The 20633-nt window shown below is 61.9% G+C and carries 22 protein-coding genes and 1 pseudogene; 4 read left to right on the top strand and 19 right to left on the bottom strand.

Going from position 1 to position 20633, the window contains the following annotated elements; genetic code table 11:
• Nucleotides 1-217, bottom strand: a pseudogene (locus tag A3AG_RS0103145) (transposase family protein); the annotation flags it as partial.
• Between the two features lie 698 nt (nt 218-915).
• Here A3AG_RS0103145 and A3AG_RS0103150 point away from each other — a divergent pair.
• Genes A3AG_RS0103150 through A3AG_RS0103155 form a run of 3 tightly spaced genes read left to right on the top strand, consistent with a single transcriptional unit; the run spans nt 916 to nt 2551 of the window.
• Entirely contained in the window at nt 916-1482 is a 567-nt protein-coding gene (locus A3AG_RS0103150; RefSeq protein WP_018004031.1) for a hypothetical protein, read from the top strand.
• Entirely contained in the window at nt 1469-2140 is a 672-nt protein-coding gene (locus A3AG_RS33895; protein ID WP_145987294.1) for a hypothetical protein, read from the top strand. The genes A3AG_RS0103150 and A3AG_RS33895 overlap by 14 nt, the downstream gene beginning before the upstream one ends.
• A gap of 3 nt (nt 2141-2143) precedes the next feature.
• Complete coding sequence (locus A3AG_RS0103155) at nt 2144-2551, top strand: polymer-forming cytoskeletal protein (protein WP_018004032.1); 408 nt, start codon at nt 2144-2146, stop codon at nt 2549-2551.
• 88 nt (nt 2552-2639) lie between these two features.
• Here A3AG_RS0103155 and A3AG_RS0103160 read toward each other — a convergent pair whose 3' ends face one another.
• The 18 genes from A3AG_RS0103160 to A3AG_RS0103255 all read right to left on the bottom strand — a co-directional run bounded on the left by A3AG_RS0103160 (nt 2640) and on the right by A3AG_RS0103255 (nt 17086).
• Nucleotides 2640-3212 carry a hypothetical protein gene (locus A3AG_RS0103160; protein WP_240619781.1) on the bottom strand — a complete coding sequence of 191 codons (573 nt, stop codon included), beginning with the start codon at nt 3210-3212 and terminating at the stop codon, nt 2640-2642.
• 76 nt (nt 3213-3288) lie between these two features.
• A complete protein-coding gene (locus A3AG_RS0103165; protein ID WP_025586698.1) occupies nt 3289-4257 on the bottom strand; it encodes a DUF932 domain-containing protein in 969 nt (322 codons plus the stop codon).
• Between the two features lie 462 nt (nt 4258-4719).
• Nucleotides 4720-6276 (bottom strand): hypothetical protein, encoded by a 1557-nt coding sequence (locus A3AG_RS0103170; RefSeq protein WP_018004035.1) that lies wholly within the window; start codon nt 6274-6276, stop codon nt 4720-4722.
• Nucleotides 6277-6341: 65 nt separating this feature from the next.
• The gene (locus A3AG_RS0103175; RefSeq protein ID WP_018004036.1) at nt 6342-6734 is read right to left on the bottom strand and encodes a hypothetical protein; all 393 of its coding nucleotides are present in this window, start codon (nt 6732-6734) and stop codon (nt 6342-6344) included.
• Nucleotides 6735-6981: 247 nt separating this feature from the next.
• Nucleotides 6982-7386, bottom strand: a complete 405-nt coding sequence (locus A3AG_RS0103185; protein WP_018004038.1) for a hypothetical protein — start codon at nt 7384-7386, stop codon at nt 6982-6984.
• A gap of 45 nt (nt 7387-7431) precedes the next feature.
• Entirely contained in the window at nt 7432-7815 is a 384-nt protein-coding gene (locus A3AG_RS0103190; protein WP_018004039.1) for a hypothetical protein, read from the bottom strand.
• 178 nt (nt 7816-7993) lie between these two features.
• Nucleotides 7994-8398 (bottom strand): hypothetical protein, encoded by a 405-nt coding sequence (locus A3AG_RS0103195; RefSeq protein WP_018004040.1) that lies wholly within the window; start codon nt 8396-8398, stop codon nt 7994-7996.
• Nucleotides 8399-8484: 86 nt separating this feature from the next.
• Nucleotides 8485-8958 carry an outer membrane lipoprotein gene (locus A3AG_RS0103200; protein WP_025586694.1) on the bottom strand — a complete coding sequence of 158 codons (474 nt, stop codon included), beginning with the start codon at nt 8956-8958 and terminating at the stop codon, nt 8485-8487.
• Between the two features lie 156 nt (nt 8959-9114).
• Entirely contained in the window at nt 9115-9837 is a 723-nt protein-coding gene (locus tag A3AG_RS0103205; RefSeq protein WP_018004041.1) for a hypothetical protein, read from the bottom strand.
• A 215-nt stretch (nt 9838-10052) separates the two neighbouring features.
• Nucleotides 10053-10856, bottom strand: a complete 804-nt coding sequence (locus A3AG_RS0103210; protein ID WP_018004042.1) for a PRTRC system ThiF family protein — start codon at nt 10854-10856, stop codon at nt 10053-10055.
• Nucleotides 10853-11494 carry a PRTRC system protein A gene (locus tag A3AG_RS0103215; protein WP_018004043.1) on the bottom strand — a complete coding sequence of 214 codons (642 nt, stop codon included), beginning with the start codon at nt 11492-11494 and terminating at the stop codon, nt 10853-10855. The genes A3AG_RS0103210 and A3AG_RS0103215 overlap by 4 nt, the downstream gene beginning before the upstream one ends.
• 2 nt (nt 11495-11496) lie before the next feature.
• The gene (locus tag A3AG_RS0103220) at nt 11497-12219 is read right to left on the bottom strand and encodes a PRTRC system protein B (RefSeq protein WP_018004044.1); all 723 of its coding nucleotides are present in this window, start codon (nt 12217-12219) and stop codon (nt 11497-11499) included.
• 9 nt (nt 12220-12228) lie between these two features.
• On the bottom strand, nt 12229-13371 hold the full coding sequence (locus A3AG_RS0103225) for a PRTRC system protein F (RefSeq protein ID WP_081610674.1): 1143 nt from the start codon (nt 13369-13371) through the stop codon (nt 12229-12231).
• Between the two features lie 96 nt (nt 13372-13467).
• Nucleotides 13468-13686: a PRTRC system protein C gene (locus A3AG_RS0103235; RefSeq protein ID WP_018004047.1), complete on the bottom strand. Its 219-nt coding sequence runs from the start codon at nt 13684-13686 to the stop codon at nt 13468-13470.
• A gap of 11 nt (nt 13687-13697) precedes the next feature.
• Entirely contained in the window at nt 13698-14150 is a 453-nt protein-coding gene (locus A3AG_RS0103240; RefSeq protein WP_018004048.1) for a PRTRC system protein E, read from the bottom strand.
• Between the two features lie 73 nt (nt 14151-14223).
• On the bottom strand, nt 14224-15894 hold the full coding sequence (locus A3AG_RS0103245) for a PRTRC system ParB family protein (protein WP_018004049.1): 1671 nt from the start codon (nt 15892-15894) through the stop codon (nt 14224-14226).
• 233 nt (nt 15895-16127) lie between these two features.
• A complete protein-coding gene (locus A3AG_RS0103250) occupies nt 16128-16334 on the bottom strand; it encodes a hypothetical protein (protein ID WP_018004050.1) in 207 nt (68 codons plus the stop codon).
• Nucleotides 16335-16390: 56 nt separating this feature from the next.
• Nucleotides 16391-17086, bottom strand: a complete 696-nt coding sequence (locus A3AG_RS0103255; protein WP_018004051.1) for a hypothetical protein — start codon at nt 17084-17086, stop codon at nt 16391-16393.
• 528 nt (nt 17087-17614) lie between these two features.
• On the opposite strand from A3AG_RS0103255, the gene A3AG_RS0103260 reads away from it, so the two are divergent.
• A complete protein-coding gene (locus A3AG_RS0103260; RefSeq protein WP_018004052.1) occupies nt 17615-20272 on the top strand; it encodes an AAA family ATPase in 2658 nt (885 codons plus the stop codon).
• Nucleotides 20273-20633 lie beyond the last annotated feature (361 nt).

Genomic DNA, 20633 nt, shown 5'->3' on the forward strand with positions numbered 1-20633 from the left:
CGACCCGATACTCGAACAGCGGAAGGTCCCGGACTCGCCTGACCACTGTCTCATGCACCTGATGGCAGCGCGCGCCACACTCCTCGCAATGCATGACCTTGCTGACCGGCTTCAAGTACAACGACAGCGTACGGCTCTCTCCCTCCGGCCATTCCACGCGCTCCAGCCGGTAGCCCTTCCAGCAACCCAGTGCTTGCAGCGTCTTGCGATCCAGCACACATCCCCCTGATACCTGAAGAAACAGACATCAGCATACAAAATGTGCTCTTTCGGGCCACGGTTTTCTGCGAAGAACCCAAAAAAAGCCCGCCCCGGTTTGCGCCGGTGAGCGAGCTTTGATTTTCAGACCTGCAATGCCACGCCCCTTCCGGGGGCGTGGCACTCAGGGAGCGGCGCACAAATGCGCGCTGCTCGATGCTGAGGACGTAAAGTCGTCCTCGTGCAGCATGGTCACGCTGCACCACAACCCATTTCGCGAACCCACAGGTTCGGCCGCAGGTTCACGGATCGGCTCGACGTCTGCCGTTCTGCCTGGGAGGGGCCTTTGAGAGAGAGCTCCACATGGTCCCGGGCTCGAACGGTGTCCATCGCGTGCACTCACGAGGAGGCAGAACGAGAACGCGTATTACGAGCTGATGAGGGAAGTGTTCGGCGAAAACACTTAGCACAAGGAATATCCACACTGGTAGCCAACCAGTCGGCGCGTGCGCAAATGCACGACTTGAAGCAGAAGATGGACTCGCCAGGAGTCAGGGTCGATGCGTCAGTGACGCGAGGTGTGAAAGCATTGTGGCACAGAATACTCCGGGCAAAGAATACGAAAGCTCGGCTATTTGGCATATGTTTCAAAGTCATTCGGTGTCCGAATGTGCTCGACAATTTCAACCTGAGAGAGCGACCTGAAAACATGGAAAAATGGCCGACCAGGATCCACCCAAGAAACCCGCCAGTGGGCTCAGGCCCATTGAGCGCCATAACAGTGAAGAGCGCCTAAGCCGGCTCACGCCGACGACAGCCTCCTCCACCCTCCACGCCTACTACTCGAAGTTCGCGCGCGACTTCCTCGACGCACATTTTTACTATTGCTCGGCCAAATTTGTCGTGGCTCGAGACGGGAAAGTCAAAGCGCTGGATGAAGCCTTTCGCGCCGCGGAAGAGTGGTACGGCAGCGCCCTCGGTTGGCTTGCGAAGACCGACCAGGTCGAGATTCCCTTGTTCCACGAAGAGAAGGAGGTCAAGGTTTCCCATTCCTTCGCCGGCCGGCTCCTCAGATTGCTGATGCAATTCGACCGGATCTTCGTGGAAACGCTCTACAGCCAGGAATTCGGGTCCATTTCTCCGGACGAACGCACCACGACGATCCAGATCGCCTCACGACGCATTAATGCGATTCACCAACTCTGCATCCCGGATACCGACAGGTTCGAAGCCAACGGGACACTGATTTCCTCTCACCGGAGCCTTCCCGATGGACATGCGTGACATCGAGCAGTTGCATGCTCATTACGCCCAACCGCCTCTCACTATCGACATCTCGCCAGCAGGTGCGCCAGTGGCGCACTTTGGCTACGCCGGGGTGTCTTCCACATCGGCTGCCGCCCCGGCATCCAGCCAGTTCGCCGCATTGCGACGCAATCAGCGGCTACTGTGGGGCATCGCCTTCGTGGCTGCTGCTGCGGCCATGTTTGCCATCGGCTCATCGATCGGGAAGCGAGAAATGCGCGCGTCCAGCGATCGTGACCAACCGGTTCAGGCAGCTTCCGAAACCTCTGCGCGTGCGACTGCCGAAACCAGTGATCATGAATGGCCGCGAAAGCGTGACGCCGTTTCTGATTCCGAGGCGACCAAGTCGACTGTCGCGCCATCGCCAGCCGGGGCTGTGGATGGACCCGCGTCTGGGCCCTCCGCCACCGCGCAGCCGGTACAGCCTAAGCTGGAGCGTACCCAGGCAGAACAGCCGAAGGCGGAGGCCGTGAAGCGACCCGCCCCCGCCTCCCCGCCTGCGGCCGCGACCACCCTTCCCAGAACCGCGACGGTTGTGGCGACTGCCAAGACGGTACCGCAACCGCCATCCGGCGCGCAGACACGGAATTCTGCGACGCAGCAGACAAGCTCCCCTACCGACATCAAGATGTTCTGACCCATGGATAATCCTCCAATTTTCAGCCTGCTCCGTGCGGGGATGAGCGTTCACGGTGACCTTGTCTCGGATCATGGCTTCACCTGCCTGGCGCTGGTCACCGGCAATGTTGGCGCCTCCCGTGGGCTGCTCCATATCGCGGCGGGCGGCGTGGTGCATGGCAACGTCGACGGCGAGCATGTCATTGTTGACGGCGTGGTCGAAGGCGATGTCGTTGGGCGCGCCTCGCTGCTGATCAATGGACGCGTGAAGGGTCGGATCTTGTATGCCGGCACCATCCGGTTGGGCCCGAATGCCGCCCTGGATGGCACCATTGCCCGCATCCAGTCGGTCGGCTACGTCCCCCCACACAAGGAGGGTGTAGCGATCGACAGCCCAGCAACCGAGGCGCAGATTCCCACGCCTTGCTGAGGAACATGTTCCTTCCATAGACACCGAAAGCACCCTTCCGCACCCCCTCTTTCAAACACAAACGCCCGGCATTGCCGGGCGTTTGTCTTCAGTAAACCCGTCTCAGGGTCATCAGCTCTGCCTGCGTGAAGACACCAGGGAAAGCCACCCACGGATAGTTCACAGCGTTCGCTGGGTCTCGGAATGACACATAGGGAAAGTCGTTTTCCAACTGCACCCGGAAGAGGCGCCGGCGTCCGTCCTTGCCCCGCACTTCGAACACGGCTCCATGCATTAGTTCGAAGACAACACGTTTCTGCTTGAGCGTCACCGCGGCCGCGGGGCCCTGCAGATATCGCTGGTCCAGCCAGGCGTCATACCCCATCGGCACTGCATGCCGCCTGACATGAGCCTGCCATTCGAAAAAGAGTACGAGAATTCTGTCCTTCGGAAAGCTTGCCACATCGATGGCCTGTCGCAGCATAAGTCGCTCCGCGACGTGTTGCCCTTCAGCCCTGATCGTGTTGCGGCAGGCGTGGCGGCCTTGAAACGCAGGCGTTTGCGAGGTCCGGAACAACCAGCGGGGGTATCGAGAATAGAAATCAATCAGAATCATGAGCAACGAGCGAAAAAAAACCCGGACTGTGCCGGGGCTTTGGAGACCAAAAACGACTACTTCCATGCCAAGCATCGGCATCGAACGTAGTTCGCTTGAGGGCTGGTCAATGGGATGAACTTCTGAATGCCGCAGGAGCTTTTCAAGCAACGAGTTCGAGCGCTGCGTCCCAGGCCCGCTGCTTGAGTACCGCGCCGGCACCGAACCACGCCGAATCCAGCCGATTGCCCGGATTGCGCGCACGCTGGCGGTGATCGACATACTCTGTGACGCTGTTCACCAGTCCCCAGGCAGTGCCGGCCGCCGATTCCAGTGTGGCGCCGCGGCCGTTGCCCTCGAAGAGATTGAGCACCGCCTTCAGGCCGCGCTCGTTCACCTTGGTAGGACCCTCGGATTCCGGTGTCGCCCACGAGTACGTGAACAAACGCTGGAAGAAGCGTTCCGATTCCGCCTGGCTCACCTTGCGGGCGGCCAACTCCTGCATGCGGACCATGAAACCATCCCACGACGAGATGGCGATGCCCAGCTCTTCCTTGACGGCGCGCGGGTCGAACTGGCTGCGGTGCGGCACCTTGACTGCGCCGCGATTGCGACCAAGCGCGATCTGCAGGGTGTTGTTGCAGACGACCCGCACGGACGTGAACTGCGCGGTGGTGGCCAGCGTGCCATCACATGCGGTGGCCAACAGCAGATAGCCCCGGACCTCGTCGACGCCGGCGATACTGGTCGATTGCCCCGTGCGCGCAAGCGCCCAGAGCTTGCGACCTTCCTTGAGCACACCAGCGGTTTCCAGCTGGTAACCGCCGACTTCGGTCAGATCGCGGTAAAACTCCAAGATCTCCGCGGGTTGAACGACCTGATAGCGCTTCGACACCGTCGAGAGCGGCTTCTTGGTATCCGAGCGGAACAGCACTTTCTGCTCGGGAAACGAGTGAATCGGATCAAGATCGTGGGAGCCGATGCGATACATCACATCGGTTTCCTCGATTCGCCAGTTCATGCCAGCGGCTTCGGCCCAGGCTTCGAGCGGCTGATTGCGTTCCAGCTGGTTGCCAAGGCCGTGCCACGGGGTGGCGCCAACGTAAGCCATGGTTTGCACGAGATGAGACATGGATTGCTCCTAGAAATGGGATAGCGCGAACACGGCAATAAGCCGGTCGCAGGACGGAAATGGAAATGTTCAGAAACCGCGACGAGCGATGCAGCAGCTCGCGCGTGGACTGGCGTGGCAGTTGACCGTGGCCGCGGGCAGCGGTCTCGGACGACGCGCCACAACGGGCTACGGCAAGTGTTGAAGGTGCATGTGGGACGACGGATGGCGCCCACAGAGACGTCCCCACAGGGGAGGGTCCCTGTGGGAAGTTGCAAGAAATGGCCGGCAAGCCGGCTGGGGTCGATGCGTCTGAGACGCGGGTAAAGCTCGGTTTGGACTGAACGGACTTCAGTGCGAACAGAGCTTCGTGGGTCAAGCAAAGACTAACGCAGTCGTTGCGATTTCAAGGTATCGAAAGCTCACGATATCCCTGCGTGATTCGAAGAAGGCGTCCCCAGCCAGTGGCCGGGGACGAAAATATCAGGCGGCAAGCGCCTCGGGCGCGGCGATCCGCGCCAGCCGAGCACGCGCGTAGCCGAGCGTTCCGTCCTTCGCGCGTAGCGGTCGAGATGCCCGCTTCACTGGATCGTGGATCCAGTAGCGCCGGGCACTCCCGCGAGGCTCGTCGATCAGTTGCGTGAAGCCTGCATCGATGCAGAAGTCGACATACTCGCGTCCGCTCATCACCTGGCCGGTTTCAAGCCGGTACCTGGCCGCCTCGGCCTGATGCGTTGCATCCGACAGTTCGCGATCCGTGCGCTTCTGCGCCTTTTCGATGACCTCGTTGGCTTCCCATTCGGCCTGCTCGGCCTCCGAGAATCCACACAGTGCGAACAGCCGCCGGCGCCTGGTTGCCGCAGCGCATTGGAGAATGTCGACACCGAGCTCGTCGCGCAAGGCGCGCTTCGAATCGGTGTTCCAGTCCTTCGGACCATCGAAGATCTGCAGGAGCGCAGCGGCATTTCGTTGCATGATCGCGAGTGCGACGCGGTTCGGCCACTCATAGCCATAGGAGAGTCGATAAGCCGCGGCGGCGCCGGCCTGGCGATCGAATTCGCGCTGGCTGATACGCAGCGCTTCTCGCTCGCCCTTTGCCTTGTCCATGCTGTCGCGAAATTGCCGCTCGCTGATCCGCGCATGGATCGTCGCCGCGAGCTTGGTCACCGGCTGGGCGTTCTCTCCCGCCGGCAGCTTTGGCGTCGGTACAGTCCTTGGAGGGAGAATCCCGGCCTCGAACAAGGCATCGTCGACCTGCACATCACTGGCATCCCGCGGGACATGCCGCAGCGCCGCAAGCAGCTTGCTGGCATTGTGCGGCGTGATTTCCTGCTTCTCGGCACGCATGATCCGGCACAGCGCCTGCAGCACGTTGGGCGACAGAGCGCCGCGCAGGGCCGGTACTTCGATCAGCGGCTTCATCCAGAGGTCATGACGGCCGTGTTGCGGGTTTTCGCGGTACGTATTGATGATGCAGTCCCGCACTTTCTCCCCGCGCAGAAGCGCGTAGGCAACGTGCACTTCATGTCGAGCATTCGGGCTCGCGTTGGGCGCATACTGCGGCCCGTTGATGCCGTAGCCGAAGCGGCGCACAAACTCACCGCAGACGAACTCAGAGATGTCGAGTGGCCCCTGCTCTTCGAAAAGGTCTGCCGTCTGGAAGAGCGGTCCCGCATCGCCCTGGGACAAGTCGATGGCTTCGACGGGAAGATATGCCAGGCGGCCGGCGGCCACCACGGCGCCCCAGGAAGCGCGGCTCATTTCGTGTGGGCGCAGGATCTTGCCCCCTGCGCGCACGATAAAGCGGTCGACCCCATCCAGGATCATGGTGAGAATGCCGCGCTGGCTCCCAGCCGGGCGAACCGCAAAGTTGCCCGAGGCAAGTTGCGCCACCGGGATCGCGCCACTTTCGACGTGACGCACGGTAATGTCGTCGACGCGCGGCATTGCCTTGCCGTCACGGTCGTCGTTCAGGTACTGCAGCACGCCGGCAAGCGTCGTGCGATTCTCGGCCCGCTGGCCGATGTGAATGACATACATGATTGGCTCCGGACGGAGCATGCCCCTTCGGGGACGTGCCCCGAAAGGGTTGAAAGGGATAATTGCTAGGCGACGGCGGCCATGCGACGAACCGGCCGGGACCGGCTGGCCACGATGCGAGCGCCTGCCAATTGCGACAACAGCTCGGGACACGTGATGCGCCAGACGGCACCGCACAGGTCACGCCCCTCGGTGCCGCGGTCTGTGTCGGAGAACTTGCCGGTGGCAAGCAACGCCGCTTTGATGTCCGCGGGAAGGTTCCAGTCGGCCGCCACGCAGAATTCGCCGGCGAGCAATGACACCTGTGGCACGTTCACGCTGAGCGAGGCATAGGGCATGCCATCATCCGCGCAGACCAGCTGGATCGCCGGGCGCAGGTTCGATTCGTAGAGGCCGATGCGCAGCAGAACACCGGCGGGATAGCTGGCCGTGCCAGCACCGTAGATGATGTCATCCATGGGGGATGCTCCTTTGGGAGGGAGCCGCCCCCATCGGGACGACGCCCGTGTGGGTGTGAGAAATAAAAAGCGCATCCCTATGGGATGCGCTGATGGGGGTTGCAGTGCGGCTGGCAACCGTGAGGCACGAACGCCTAGCCGTTGCGATCTAGCTCCTCGAGCATGCGCTCACGATCTGCGTTGCGAAGCACCCCGAGCCCGAAGCCCGCGATGCACAACGCGAAGCCGAGAACAAATGGACCAAACATCACTTATCTCCTTTCGCGAGAACCGCGCCTATGGCAAATAGTACTGCAGCGCCAGCCAACAAGCAGGTTGCGTTGATGACAGTGGCCATGGACCAGGACGAAGTTCCTGCCACATAGCCGGCGAAACCCACGGCGCAGGCCGCCGATAGCGTATGGTAATAGCGTCCGTACGCTTGCATTTGATCCTTACTCGGTTTGCGAAATGCGTCGTCCAGCCGGCTAAGCCAAGCGTCGCTGGTGGCGTGCCTGACATCCAGCTTGTAACGGGAGTCTACGACGTGAATCAGCGGCACTCCATATCCGCCCTGGTGCGCGACGATGGCATAGCCTTCGCCAGCGTCCACCGCTGTGTAGACTCGCATCATCATGCGTGCCGGCAGTTCGACAATGTCGTCCTTATGCAACGAAGCAAAGCCAGAACTTTGATGAGACGGGTCACAGGGAACTCCTTAACCGCGCCGCCCGGCGACCACGCGGAGCGTGGAAACCAGATCGGCATAGCCCTGCTCGGTACCAAGCGATTCCACGGTAACGGCGTTTTCGCGACCGCCGGTCAGGTCGTCGCGGCCGCGACATGTTCGATAGGACATGTGCACCACACCTTCCTGACCCGTACCGTGCCGGATCTCAAACAGCAGCGAGTCCGTATGCAAGGCGAATACGTCGATGTCACGACGACGCTGGCGATGCTCGCGGATCGTGTAGTCGCGCGGGCGCAGGGCCATGTCGCCGGCAAAGCGACGTAGCACACGGCATGCGTCACGGCGAATGGCGTGTCCGGCCGCGGAGTTTGTCGACGAATGGCGGCTCAAAAATGACTTGGGAAGTTTCATGGGTGTCCTCAAAATGGATCGGGACATCCCTTCCCTGACGGGACGAGTGTCCCGCAATGGGTTGGTTCGGCAATGCCAAACAGTGGGTCGATGCGTCAATGACGCGGGTGAAAGCGGCTTGCCGAACCGGCGACGGTTGGGCAAGCCCTCTCGGGCTTGCAAAGGGTTGGCCTGAATTTCAGGCGACATCAAACAGCTTGCTGATTGCTCGGACGGTGTCCCACGCTTGGCGCTCGGTCAACACCTTGCCGATCAACAGTTTCTGACCAACGGTGACCAGGTTGGGGGCATCGCCGGTGTAGCCGACGCGGTCGACAAAGACCACCCAGCCTTCGCACCGGCCACGCTGCACGGAGACGGCGAGCCGTTCGCGAGGACCGATCTGCGGCCACTGGCGCGACGATTTCGGGCCATACATAGCCTCGTTATCGTCATCCATAAAATTGGCCGCATTGAGCCATTCCGGCTCTAGTCCCGCACTGCGTAGCTGACGGCGGACGTCGTCAGCCACTTCAAAGATGTACTTCCCTTTCGTTTCGATCGGAGTGACGGTGAGGGGGGAGACTTCTGCAACGTCGAACATGGTGGCTCCAGTTCGCGACAGAGCCCCCCGCGCGGGAGGGCCCGCGCGGGGAAGATAGATGGAAACGGGGTTCCGACTGGAGCCCGTTAGCGAGTGAGACGATAGCCGCTGGCACCAGAGACGAGATACAGCCGCTCGCCGGTGACGAACTGCTGATCTGCGTCCTGCGTGACGACGATCTGGCGGCCACTGTCCGTCCGGACAATGACCTCCACACCATCACGGCGATTCAGGTGGGTGGCGGCCGTCTGCGCGATAACCGCGGAGACCGTGCCAGACAATGCGCCAACCAGGTAACGACCGTTGCCGTTGCCGATGACGCGGGCACCGAGCACCGCGCCGACGACGGCGCCGAGAACACCGGGTACACCCGAGTTCGCGGAAAGCATGCCGTCGGTGTCGGCGATCGTGACCGGGCGGACCCGGACGACGGTCACAGTCTCGGCGCTACTCGTGCGCAGCGCTTCGGAACCCCGGTAGGTGTTCGGCGAAGTCGGCTGTGCAGCGCAGCCAGTGAACATGGCAAAGCAAAGGAAAAGCAGGAAGACACGCTTGAACACGATGGCCTCAACGAAAAATGGGCCAACATGCCCACGGGCAGGAAGGCCCGTAGGTGGGAGAAAGAGATGCCCGGCTAAACAACCGGAAGAGTCGATGCGTCTGAGACGCGGAAGGTGCCGTAATGGTAGCAGGCCCACTACCGATTGTGGAGGGGCCTATTTCACACCGCCCAGCTCGCGAGCGAGGCTGTCCAGCACCGTTTCGGCGAACCGCTCGCGCGAGAGCCGCGATTGCGCGCCGCCGTCCTCTGCTGCAGCGAGCGCCAACACCGCGTCGACGACGCCGAGCCACGCGCCACCGCGCACCCGGACCGCCTGGCCCTGGGTAATCGGTGTCGCGAGCTTGGCCCGGGAGACTGTCGCCTCGAAGCAGGACAGGTCGAACCTGGGACGGCCGTCCCTGCGGTCTTCGCAGAAGCTCCCAAGCAAGAAATCGGCGTAGTGCTCCAGTGCCTGGCCATTCTGTTGAGCGAGGTTCTCGATCCACGCACCAACCTGCGGACGCACTTGCAGCACCAGGTAGCTACCAGATAGCTCGATGGCATCCGTTCCCGAACCGGCGAACTGCCAGCACCAGCCATTACCGATCGCATAGAGAGGCTGTTCCTTGCCTTCCACGACATGCACCGCAGCGTGGAACCATTCGACATGGTCATTCTCGTCGAACAGGAACGCCCGGCGGCCCGCCACGTAGACGAGCTTCGGCATCACGGCGCACAGCGCATCGCCATCCTCGCTGGTGAACACCGGCACCGGAAAGCCGTTCCACATCGCGCCATTCCAGTAGGCGCCGACGGCGACGTCATCCGGCAGCCAGCTGCCTGTCACAAGGTCGCGACGACAATCGCGCGCGGTCTGATTTATGGATTTATCGTTCATACGTGCTCCGGAAGAATGGATGGAGCACGCCGTCAGGGCAGGTGCCCCAACGGGTTGAAAATAGAGCGTGGCAGAGTGCCACGAGGTCGATGCGTCTTGGACGCGAGGTGTGACGCGAGGTGTGACGCGATCTTAGCAGCGCACTGCGCGACTCGACAACAAAGGTCGTCCACAAAAGGAAAAAGCCACCCCCAACAATGTCGGGAGTGGCGGGCTTAACCGGTCTGGCGGGCTGCGCGGGTTGCACGTCCCTTCGGCTCAGGCAAGTGATACCCGAATCGTGCCCAGGCCTGGGGATCCACTGGCAGTGGGTTCGTGCGGCCCACAGCCAGATTCACAAACGCGCCGCAGTACTGCAAGGTGCCCGTGCGGAACAGCGTCCAGAGCAAATTGTACGCCTGCACCGCCATCGCCTGGTTGATCACCAGCGACTGCCGGCTGAGCGCTTCGGCCATCGAGCAGGACGGCGCCGTGTCACTCTTGTCCCCTTTCGGGTCCAGAAGCTCGGGGAACAGGTCGCCCACATGAGGCAGCCGCTCCGCCGCCCTGCCGCGGACCTGACCGAGGATCACCTGGCCGCTGTCGGCCTCGTTGCCGCAGTCGAGATAATAGCCACCGGAGCCGCGCTGCATTGCGCCCAGGATGGCCTTACGAGCCTTCCGGGTATCCACGCAGCCGATCACCATGTCGCAATGGAAGCGGTCCCGGCTGCCGACACGACAAACGCGCGCTTCCCAGCGCGTGCCCATCAGGTTGTTCAGCCGATTGACCAGCAAGGTGGCCTTGGGCTGGCCCACGTCCACTGGATAGAATCCCTGACGGCCGACATTGGTCTCGCTGACGGTATCGTCGTCGTAGACCGTGCAGTCAATGCCGCCGGGGTGGCCCAGTTCGAGCATGGCGTGGTGCAGCCGCGCGAGGTTGGGTAGCAGAGCGCTGCCGGTGCCACCGGCGCCAACCACGATCACTTTCCAAGCCAGACTAGCCATGTTCATAGGGATGCGGTGCTCGAAGGTCATGCCAACACCTCCTCGCGTGCCGCTGAATACCAGTCACCTGGCACTCGCCCCACCGTCTCGAAAATGCCCTTGGCGCAGAGCCGCAGTGCCATCGAGGGCGTGAGCGCCGCACAGTTGCCGATCACGAACGCGAACTTCACGTCATGGCGGTCATCCTCGTCATCCGTTCTCGAGAAGAAGGCGGGATGGCTGCCGTGAGAATGGCAGTCCACCACGAGCACGTCGTCATCTGCCAGCACGGGGCGCTCATACTTCAAGTGCCCGCCGCTGTGCTCGAGGATGCCGACCGGGATCAGCCGGAACGTCGCGCTTGCGGCATTCCAGACAATCCATGCGCCAGTTTCCTTCGGATACGCGGCCCGGGCCATCGCGGCGAACTCGCCGATCAGCTGGGCTGGCACCCGGCCGCAGCGCAGTTCGGTCGTCTCCGCCGCCTCGCCATACGGAATGGCGGTGCGATGCTCCAACGCGCCGAGCCGACGCACCACGCGCAGCCACGGACGTGCGATCTCAAGAAACACACCGTTGGCGGCGATGAGCAACCGCTCACCGGGCTGCTCCATCGCAGCAAGCTGCCCGAAGCGCGGCACCATGACGGACGGAAAGGACTGCTGCAGGGCAGTGTCTGCAGGATGCATGATTACTTCTCCAGTTTGCCGGCGATCAAATCGGCCAGCGTGCGTTTCATGGGGATGAGGACTTGCTTGGGGTAGTCCGGGTAGTTCCCGTCGAGCATGTCCTTCCAGAAGGCATAGGGCCCGCGCTGGTACTTCACACGCTGCGCCCCGTGGTTTGGATGGGTGAAGGCGGAATTGAAGAATCCTGCTTCCCAGCCTGCGATGGATGCAACGTCGATCTGCTTCGGCACGTGAGCGCTACCAATGCAGATCTTCCCGTTGTCCCAGGTGTTGAAGTAGGGTGGCTCGTGGAGCACCGTCTCCGGTAGCGGCCGATCGTCGCCATGCAGCGCAAAGACTCGGAAGCCGTTGTGCGACGCCTGGAAGACCAGGGCCGGATGGGGAACCACCGCGCTGCACTCGCCGAACTCCTTGCAATGAAAGAAGATACGGCGATGCTCGGCCGGGCACCACCACGTGACCGCGGTGGGACTTATCGACAGCACATTGGGCGTGAGGAACTCGCCCTTGGGCAGCGAGGCTTCGGCGACTTGCCGCACCGCCTGAATCAGCGCGAGGCGATTGAGCGGCGTGCCGGGACCGATAGTCAGGCGACCGGTTGTCGCGTCGGGTTCGATTCGGTGCGCGGTGGCATACGAAAACTCCGCCACTGAACGGCCGTAAAGCAAAATGGCCCCTTGCAGGGCCACGTCGTGCGACCGCGAAACGGTCAGGATCTCGGCCATGGGGCCCTCCTATGAAGAAATGAGTGTGAGCACCCGGTCAAGCGCGCCGATGATCTTCAGCATGCCAGCCAGGTCTTGGAACTGCTGGCGGATCGCCGTGGCGTTCTCAGCAAGCGGAATGAAGCACTGGAACATCGTGGCGTCGCCAGCGTTGTTCAGGCATTCGTAGTGGTCGTCCAGGATTTCCGACACATAGTCGCTGGGCTGGTAGGCAATGGTCGCCGCTGAGTACGCCGGCTCAGCCCATTGGGCGCCGTCGATGGCAGACCGTTCCCCCACCCTGGCCAACAGCAGCCGGAGGTCGGCAAGCGCGGTGCAACACTCGCTCAGCCAGCCATCATGCAAACGCGCCAGCTTGCGCAAGGCGCGTGGGCCCAACTCACGCAGACGGTCCGAAGCCGCGTCGACATGAGCGTGCTTCGGCAGGGTGTCGTCCGGTGCTAGTTCGGCACGCACGACCGACGGCAGATAGCGCTCGATATCGGCATCATCGCCGCCGAAGTTCTCATTGAGAAACTCCCGGGCATTCTCGTCGTCGGCTAGCGTCGAGTCGTAATCCCAGTGCCACCGGGCGAACTGATCCAGCAGCATATCTGGCGTGCGAAGGAAGAGGGACTTACCGCATGCGGCATTGATCAGGCTCATAGCGGTAAAGAGAAGCGACGGGTGAGCGGATCGCATCGCATCCGCACGCGCCTCTCCGATCGCGTACACCTCCTCCTCCGGCAATTCGATGGCCAGGTAGAGCGGCGCTTCTAGGCCGTCCTCCCAGCCGAACTGCATGACCTGGTCCATGGCAGCGCCACGGTCGATCAAGGTCAGGCCGAACTGCAAGCGCTGACATGCCGGTGTACGGCTATTCAACCATGCGAACATGGCCTGGGTAAAAGCGTCGCCGGCGCTGGTCGGATTGGACACATCGCTGGCGCGCAGCACGCCGGCGGCGAACTGCGCGATCACCAGGTCTTTCACCTCCACCTCGTCGCCATAGGTCAGGCGCGCCGTGGCGGGGATCGAGCCGGGCAGCTGCGGCAGCGTCAGAAAATCATAGGCAAGTCGACGTCCGGCAGCGGAATGCTGTCGGTGTGACGACCATGCGGGTCGTTGTCCCGGATCGAACTCAGGAACAAACGACCGAGGATCGAACAGCATTGTTGAGTCTCCTCAGAATGTAAAAAAACCGCCCTTTCGGGCGGCTCCGTGGTTGTGGCGAACTGCCCGCTGGACAGCGCCTTCATGAGGTCAGACTTACGCATCCGCGCCCTTCGCGCCGGCGGCGCGCACGAACGTGTAGCGAGCAACATCTCCCTTGTGCTCCGGGCCATCCACCGCGGCGGTGGTGAGCTCCGGGTACTGGGCGGAATAGACATCACGCACCTGCTGGGGCGTGAACTGCGGACCAGGGTCCATCAGCGTCATGCCGTTGTACGAGAACTCGCGCGTGAGCTTCTTGACTTCGAGTGCCATGGCAGTCTCCTTTACAACAGCGATGCGAGGTCGGTGCCAGTCGTCTTGACCACGCCGTCATCCGCTTTCGCCGATGCCTGTTGGTCACTTACTTCCGGTTTGCCGGCGGCATCGTCATCGCCATCGTCGTCATCGGACGTTGTCGCAGTCGTCCCCGCCGCCTTGGTCAAGGCCTTGGTGGCTTTGGTCGACTGCGAGGACTTAGCCGCTTCCAGGATGGATTTGGTGGCCTCGGCTTGTTCCGCCAGCGACTGACGCGCAGCGCTGACACCGGCGACCGCCGCGGCAAAGCCCTCATCAAGCTCCGCCGGCGTCGCCGACAGCGCCAAGGGTGTACTGAGCGCAGCGTCGGCGGCGTTCTTGATGACGGGCACGACTACGACAGACATGGTGTCGCCTTGCATGGTGAGCGTGACGACGACTTTCTCGCTCTCGCGGACGAGCGCAGCCAATTCAGTGAACATTGAGTGAATCCTTGAAAAAAAAGTGTGAGACGGGGCGACGCCAGAGCGGCGCCGCCCCACTTGAAGGGAAGATTTAGTAGCCGAGGACCTTGGGGACCTTGCCGGCGTAATCGAAACCGTCGACGGCCAGCAGGCCGGCAACAACCTCGGGCTTCGATTTGCCGAAGAGCTTGGCGAAACTGTCACCCAGCACCTTGCGGATGCCGAGTTCGTCTGCCAGGACCTTCATCTCTGACTTGGTAAGCATCTCCAGGAAGTCCTGCGATTTCTGCAGATTCCAGTGATTGCGCAAGTCGAGCTTGTGATACCGGCACAGTTCCCGGAGGTTGCTCACCTCCATGCCGTCGATCGCCGCCACCGTCAGACCGATCGTCAGCTGCTGACGCCGGCTTTCGTCGAGGGTATGCGCTGCCGTCAAGCAACCTTGCAGGGTCGAAGACACCTTCTGCTCGGTAAGCTTCTCGAAGAATTTGCCCATCACGTCGCCGCCTATATTGCGCGACAAACCGTTCAGGGCGATGGCCAGCAGATAGGCGTTGGCCTGCTCGGCGTTCTGCGCGACTTCCTTGCGCAGCGCCTTGCGCCAGAGTTCGGTGCGGTACTGCTTCACCTTCTCCGACTCGCTGATCGACGTGACTGGCTTGTCCGCAGCGGCGGAGGACTTGTCGCCCTTCGTTGCTACGGCCGGCTTGCCGGCGGACTGCTTTGCAGCCGGCGCCTTGGCGGCATCACGCTCGGCCTTGATCCGGTCGGCCACCTTCTTCTGGTTGCACGCCGTATCGAAGCACTGCCCGCTGTAGACCTTGCCCATGGAGTCCGGCAGTCCGCTCACCGCGGCGCCGAAATTCTGGCAGGCGTGGCAGGCCTTCGCCTGTTCCTCGCCGACGCCGGTCGGACCATCCACCTTCAGCTGAATGCGGGTATGGTTGTCGCCAGCGCGGATGACACGCACGATCGGGTACTCCTCCTTGAGACCGTACGCAATGCCATCGAGCTTGCGGTCGGTCTTCTCGGTGTAGCAGGCCCGGTTAGTGCAGTTGCCCGTGGCAATCGCCTCACCGAACATCTCCGTCTGCAACGACGAGTTGTGCGGGCATGCGGCACAGTCGGTCTTGTCGAAGATCGCTGCTTCCAGGCTGCACGCGGCCGCCTCGATGGTCTTCTTCAACTCCGACACCGACTTCTTCTCGCTGATGATGACCGGCAGGAGCTTGTCCTGCTTGTCCTTGGCGAGCGTGGCGAGCAGTTCGGCATGACCAAGCTGGAGCTTGCGCTCATTCAGTGCGGCCTGGACAGCTGAGCTACAGTTTATCAGCGCAAGACGCTTATCCAGCGTCGCGCGAGACCAACCAAGAAGCCTCGCGGCTTCGTCGCGATCACCTTTGCAGTGACCGACGATCTTGGAGGCAGCAACGCCCTCCTCGGAGGGCGACATGTTCGCGCGCTGGGCGTTCTCGATGAGCGCCGCGCGGTCAGCCTCCTCGTCCGTCATGACCTTGATGAGGACGGGAACTTCGCCCTCCGGGCCAAAGGCTTCCAAGGCAGCGCGAATGCGCCGTTCACCAGCGACGAGCTCGAAATCGAACTCAGCATCCTCGATGGGGCGCAGCAAGAGCGACTGATAGATTCCGTTCTCACGGATGGACTTCGTCAACTCCGCATGTTCGACCGGATCGAAGTACGTGCGTGGGTTGTAGCGACCCGTGCGGATCTGGCGGATGCAGACTGCAGATGGGAAATGCATTGTGGGTTCTCCGAAACAGAATGGGAACCCGTAACCGCACCGGGAACGTGGTTCCCGATGGGATAAGAAAAGAGAAGCATGGCGGCCCGGCAGAGCAGGAAGCCACGTTACTGCAAAAAGCTGTGCACCGGGTGGTGCGAGGTCGATGCGTCAGGGACGCTGAAGTAGGCGAAAGGATATACCAATCGGCTCGCCTACGCCAGATGCGGCACTGCCTGCCACGGGAATCGTTCCTAGCCCCCGCTTCTTGAGGGGTGATCTACCCGCGGGATGAATCCAAGCCGACCGAAGCCGATATCGAAGAGGCGAAACTGCTGGAAGACGTGATCGCGGACGCGCAGTTGGATGCCGATGCCGCCATCAAGAAGCTGGAACGCGACGCGAGCGACGCGGTCGGAATCGTCTGCCCAGCCATCGTGCGGGCGCTGGTCGAGCGCCATGACACGGTCCGAGAGGCCCTGGGCAAACGTCGAGTGACGCTACGCGCGTCCTGGACTCACCAGCGTGGCTCCACCTCAATATCCAAGCCGGCGTACGACATCCACATCACGTCATCGGCTGCGTACTCTAGGGCACGGCCGACGGAAAACAGGAAATCTTCACCGGATTCCGAGTACACATCTGCTTCGATAAGGATTGGGATCGACCTGATATGCCTGAGTCCCCCCGCCAACCGGAAATCCACCTCTTCCAATGTGGCCGCGGCGATCCGCGCCACAATCTGCGCGAAGGCTGACCCAATGCCTTGCTCGCGCCAGGCGGGCTCCGCCCAGACATCATTGACTTCCAACGCGCAGCCGCTTCCATGGCTCAGCGTTAGGTCGAAGGTGCAGTAGCCAATGGGCGTCAGGTTGTGAGTGCAGGCGATCAGGCGATATTGGATGCTCTGAAACTGAATCCCGTCTTCCACGAACATCGTCGGGGGCTTCGTGCCATACTCCCGATGGAGGCCGAAGCCTTCGAGGATGCTGTAGCGCTCCGAGCCCTTGTCCAGCTTCTTCGCGTCCTTCACACCCTTGCGCAGGTGCTGGAGCACCGCGCGTATCCCGGGCGCCTTCGGCGGCTCCGTGAAGACGACGAAGTCAGCCACCCCGGCGTCATCCCATTCCGGTCGGGCAAGTTCGAGGGGCAACGGTCGCGCCAGCGCCTTGTCAGTGGCACGCTCGTCCGCCAGTAGGTCTTTCGTCTTCATGGCAAGCTCCTCGTGTGTCAAATGGGGTACAGCATACGCGCCCCCGCCGGTTCCCTTTTCCTGCGACCGTTTAACGGTCGGCTTCGGTACGAGGGGTTGCCGGGATCGACGACCCTAGAAAGTGCGGATGTTTGGGCCGATGTGCCGAGGGAGCTTACGACGACGGGCGTCAAGCGGCTATTCGACCGTCTCCGACCGACCCGGAGCGGCCGGTCGCGCTCTCGATGTCCAGCGGCTGCTACCAGAGCAGTGCGGTCATCCAAATTTACTTTTCTGGAACAGTAGTTCGGCCCTTGCGGAATTTAGACTGAGAGATTCCAAGCTTGAATCCAATTAGGACGCGCAAAAAGACTACGCGCTTTTTACGTACACGCGTCAGGTGTATGCAAAATGAATTTGTCGAGGGACGGGCAGCGCTTCGAGCTATCGGCTATGTCGTAAAAAAACAATAATGAGGCTTTCATCTCGCGGATCGCGCCCGCTGCGAGAGCTATACTCGCCGCACTATATTGACGAGAGACATGGCTCATGATCTTCGCGCGCATCGCTGACTGGATCGAGACGCAAGAACCGTGGCTTTCTGACGCCGCCCGCCGTTTGGTCATAAACGGCCGAATTGATGAGGCCGAGATTGGCGAGATCATCGCCCTGGCGAAAGCGCACGCTGGAATCGATGATCCGGCAGGCCGTGTCGCACAGCCCCTAACTCGCGATATGCTGCCGGCCGTCGACGCGGCCTCGAAACCAATCACTCTCTTGGCGCTGCGCACCCTGCGTGGGGTTAACGCCATCGCCGCAGACCAGTCGATCCCGTTCTCGCCGATCGGCGTGACGGTTATCTATGGAAACAACGGGGCGGGCAAATCGGGATATTCTCGAGTATTGCGCAAGGCGTGCCGAGCGAGGGCAACCGGCGGACTCATCTTGGGCGACGTTTTCTCGGATGCGGCGGGAGAGAATCCGAGCGCTGAGATCCTTGTCCAGCGCGAGGGTGCCGCCGGCCCCGAAACGCTGGCTTGGCAACAAGGCTCGCCGGCCCCTGCGGAGCTGGCGACGGTCGCCGTGTTCGACAGCCAATGCGCGCGCGCCTTCACTGACGCGGAAGGCGAGGTCGCATATACGCCGCGCGGCCTCGACGTTCTCGCGAAGCTCGCGACCTTGTGTGGCACGCTTCGCGCCCGGCTCGAACTTGAAATCAACGGCATTCAAGCGTCGGCCGCTTCCTTCGCCGACCTTCTGGGCGAACATGCGGTAGGCCGCTCGCTCGCAGCATTCGAGAAGCGCTTCCACCTTCCGGCGTATCGAAAGGAGCTCGCGGCGCTCGCCACGCTGTCCGAAGCGGATGTCGCGGAAATCAAAAGATTAGAGGAGGAGCTTGCCGAGGCGAATCCCTCTGCGCGTGCGGCCGATCTGCGCGGCAAAAAGGCCCGCATTGAAGGTCTGGCGACGCGGTGGGAGCGGTGCGAAGCGGCGCTCTCCGATGATAAGGCGTTAGCCGCGATTGGGTATGGGGCGGCGGTTGTTGCCGCTGAAACTGCAGCCCGGCTTGCAGCGGAGGCTTTTGCTGCGGACGGCGGCCTGTTGCCGGGAACAGGCTCAGATCCGTGGCTCGCGCTGCTGAGCGCCGCGCGGCATTACTCAACGACGTTGGCCTACCCGGAACATCGTTTTCCGCACGTTGATGGCAGCCAGTGCGTGCTGTGTCAGCAAAATCTCACTGCCGCGGCAGCCGAGCGCATGCGACGTTTCGAGACGTTCATTGAGCAAGAGGCGCAAAAGCTCGCGGAGGCCGCTAGGATAAAGGCCAGCGCCGCATTCTCCTCCATTGCCTCGGTAGATCCGGCCGCCCTGTGGGCAGACCATGCGCTTGTGAACGAGATCGAACAGGCCAAGCCGGGAGCGGGCCAGGTCCTGCAACAAGCGGCCGACCGCTTGTCGAGCAGGCAGGCCGCGCTCACCGAAGCTTGGGTTGCTAAAAGGTTCGACGCTGCGGCCCCGGCGATCTCTTTGCATTCCACTGAGCTACGTGATTTGTCTCGCGCCATCGAGGAAGAGGCCGCGCGCTTTGACAAGCTCGCGGCGGCGGACGGGCGCAAGAAGAGCGAGCAAGCGCTCGCCGACTTGAAGTCGCGGCAAGCACTGTTGGGTAGGCTCACGCAGATCATGCAGATCGGGGAGGACCTGGCCTTGAAGAAAAAGCTTCAAGCTGCCCATCGAGCAGCGGATTCGACCCCAGTTTCGAGAAAGATGAGCGCGCTTCACGCCGAAGCATTGTCCGCTGACGCAGAAGCGGCTTTCGTCCGCGAGTGCGCCGCGCTGGGCGTCGGCCATGTGCCGATCCGCAGCACCACGCGAACGGAAAGGGGGAAGGCGAAGCAGCAGGTGAAGCTTGCCACTTCTGGCGGCGAGCGGGTGGGCGAAGTCCTCAGCGAGGGCGAGCAACGCGCGCTTGCGCTTGCCACCTTCATGGCGGAAGTCTCGCTGATGGAGGGGCATGGCGCGATCATCTTCGACGATCCCATGTCGTCGCTCGATCACGCGCATCGTGAAAAGGTCGCCCGCCGCCTCGTTCAAGAAGCGTCGAGCCGGCAGGTGATTGTGTTCACTCACGACTTGCCGTTCGCTCTTCATTTGGCCGATGAAGCGAGCGCCCAAAAAGTCGAGGCGAGCGCAATGAGCGTGCGGCGCATCAGGCAGCGCGCGGGGCTGGTTTTCCCTGAGCTTCCCTTTGCAGGGATCAAAGTTGGTGAACGCTTGGAGCGCATCAAGAATATGGCGACGGAGGCCGATCGCCTTCTAGATGCGGGAGAAGTCGATCACAGCGAGAATCTCGTCCGGACTGGATATGGACGGTTGCGCGAGACTTGGGAGCGAGGAGTGGAGGAGGCAATTCTGTGCGAGACGGTGGTGCGTTTTCGGCCCGGCGTGTCGACACAACGGCTCCGGGCCGTGGCGCTGAGCGATGAGGAATACGTGGCGCTCCACGAGGCGATGGCGCGCTGCTCCCACTTCGCTGCGCATGATACCGCGGCGGATACCGACACGACCCCGCCGACTGCGGATGAGTTGCGAGCAGACATCGAGGCAGCGAGAGTGTTCTTCGCGACTCGGAAGAAGCTCAACGACGACACCGATCGCCGCCGTCGGGAGCTTCTTGAACGCTCGGCGGCTTTCAAGCAGGCCTAAAAGAACACATCGGCCCCCTTTGGCTGTGCGTCGCGCGTCTATGTCGCCAAACAATTGGCAGCGATCTGCTAGGCGATAGAAAGCATGCAATAAAATCGCGCAGGAGGCGGCCCGTCACGGCGTGCCTTGACTACTTCGCACGCTTCGCTTTCGCAGGTTGCCTGCCGGGTGTGCATGGGTGCGTGTAGGTCCGTTCGCGACACAGCATTGTCTGCCTGTAGACGTTCAACTCGATTGGGGTGGATGTCTTCAAAGACAAGCAAGCAACGTTCGTTGTGGCGCATCGAATGGTCGCTTACTGACTGATTCCGACGTTTGCACGCCCAGCCGACGATGCGGGCTACTTTCACCTTCTGGCCGA

Source organism: Cupriavidus neocaledonicus, from assembly GCF_000372525.1.
GTDB classification, from domain to species: domain Bacteria; phylum Pseudomonadota; class Gammaproteobacteria; order Burkholderiales; family Burkholderiaceae; genus Cupriavidus; species Cupriavidus neocaledonicus.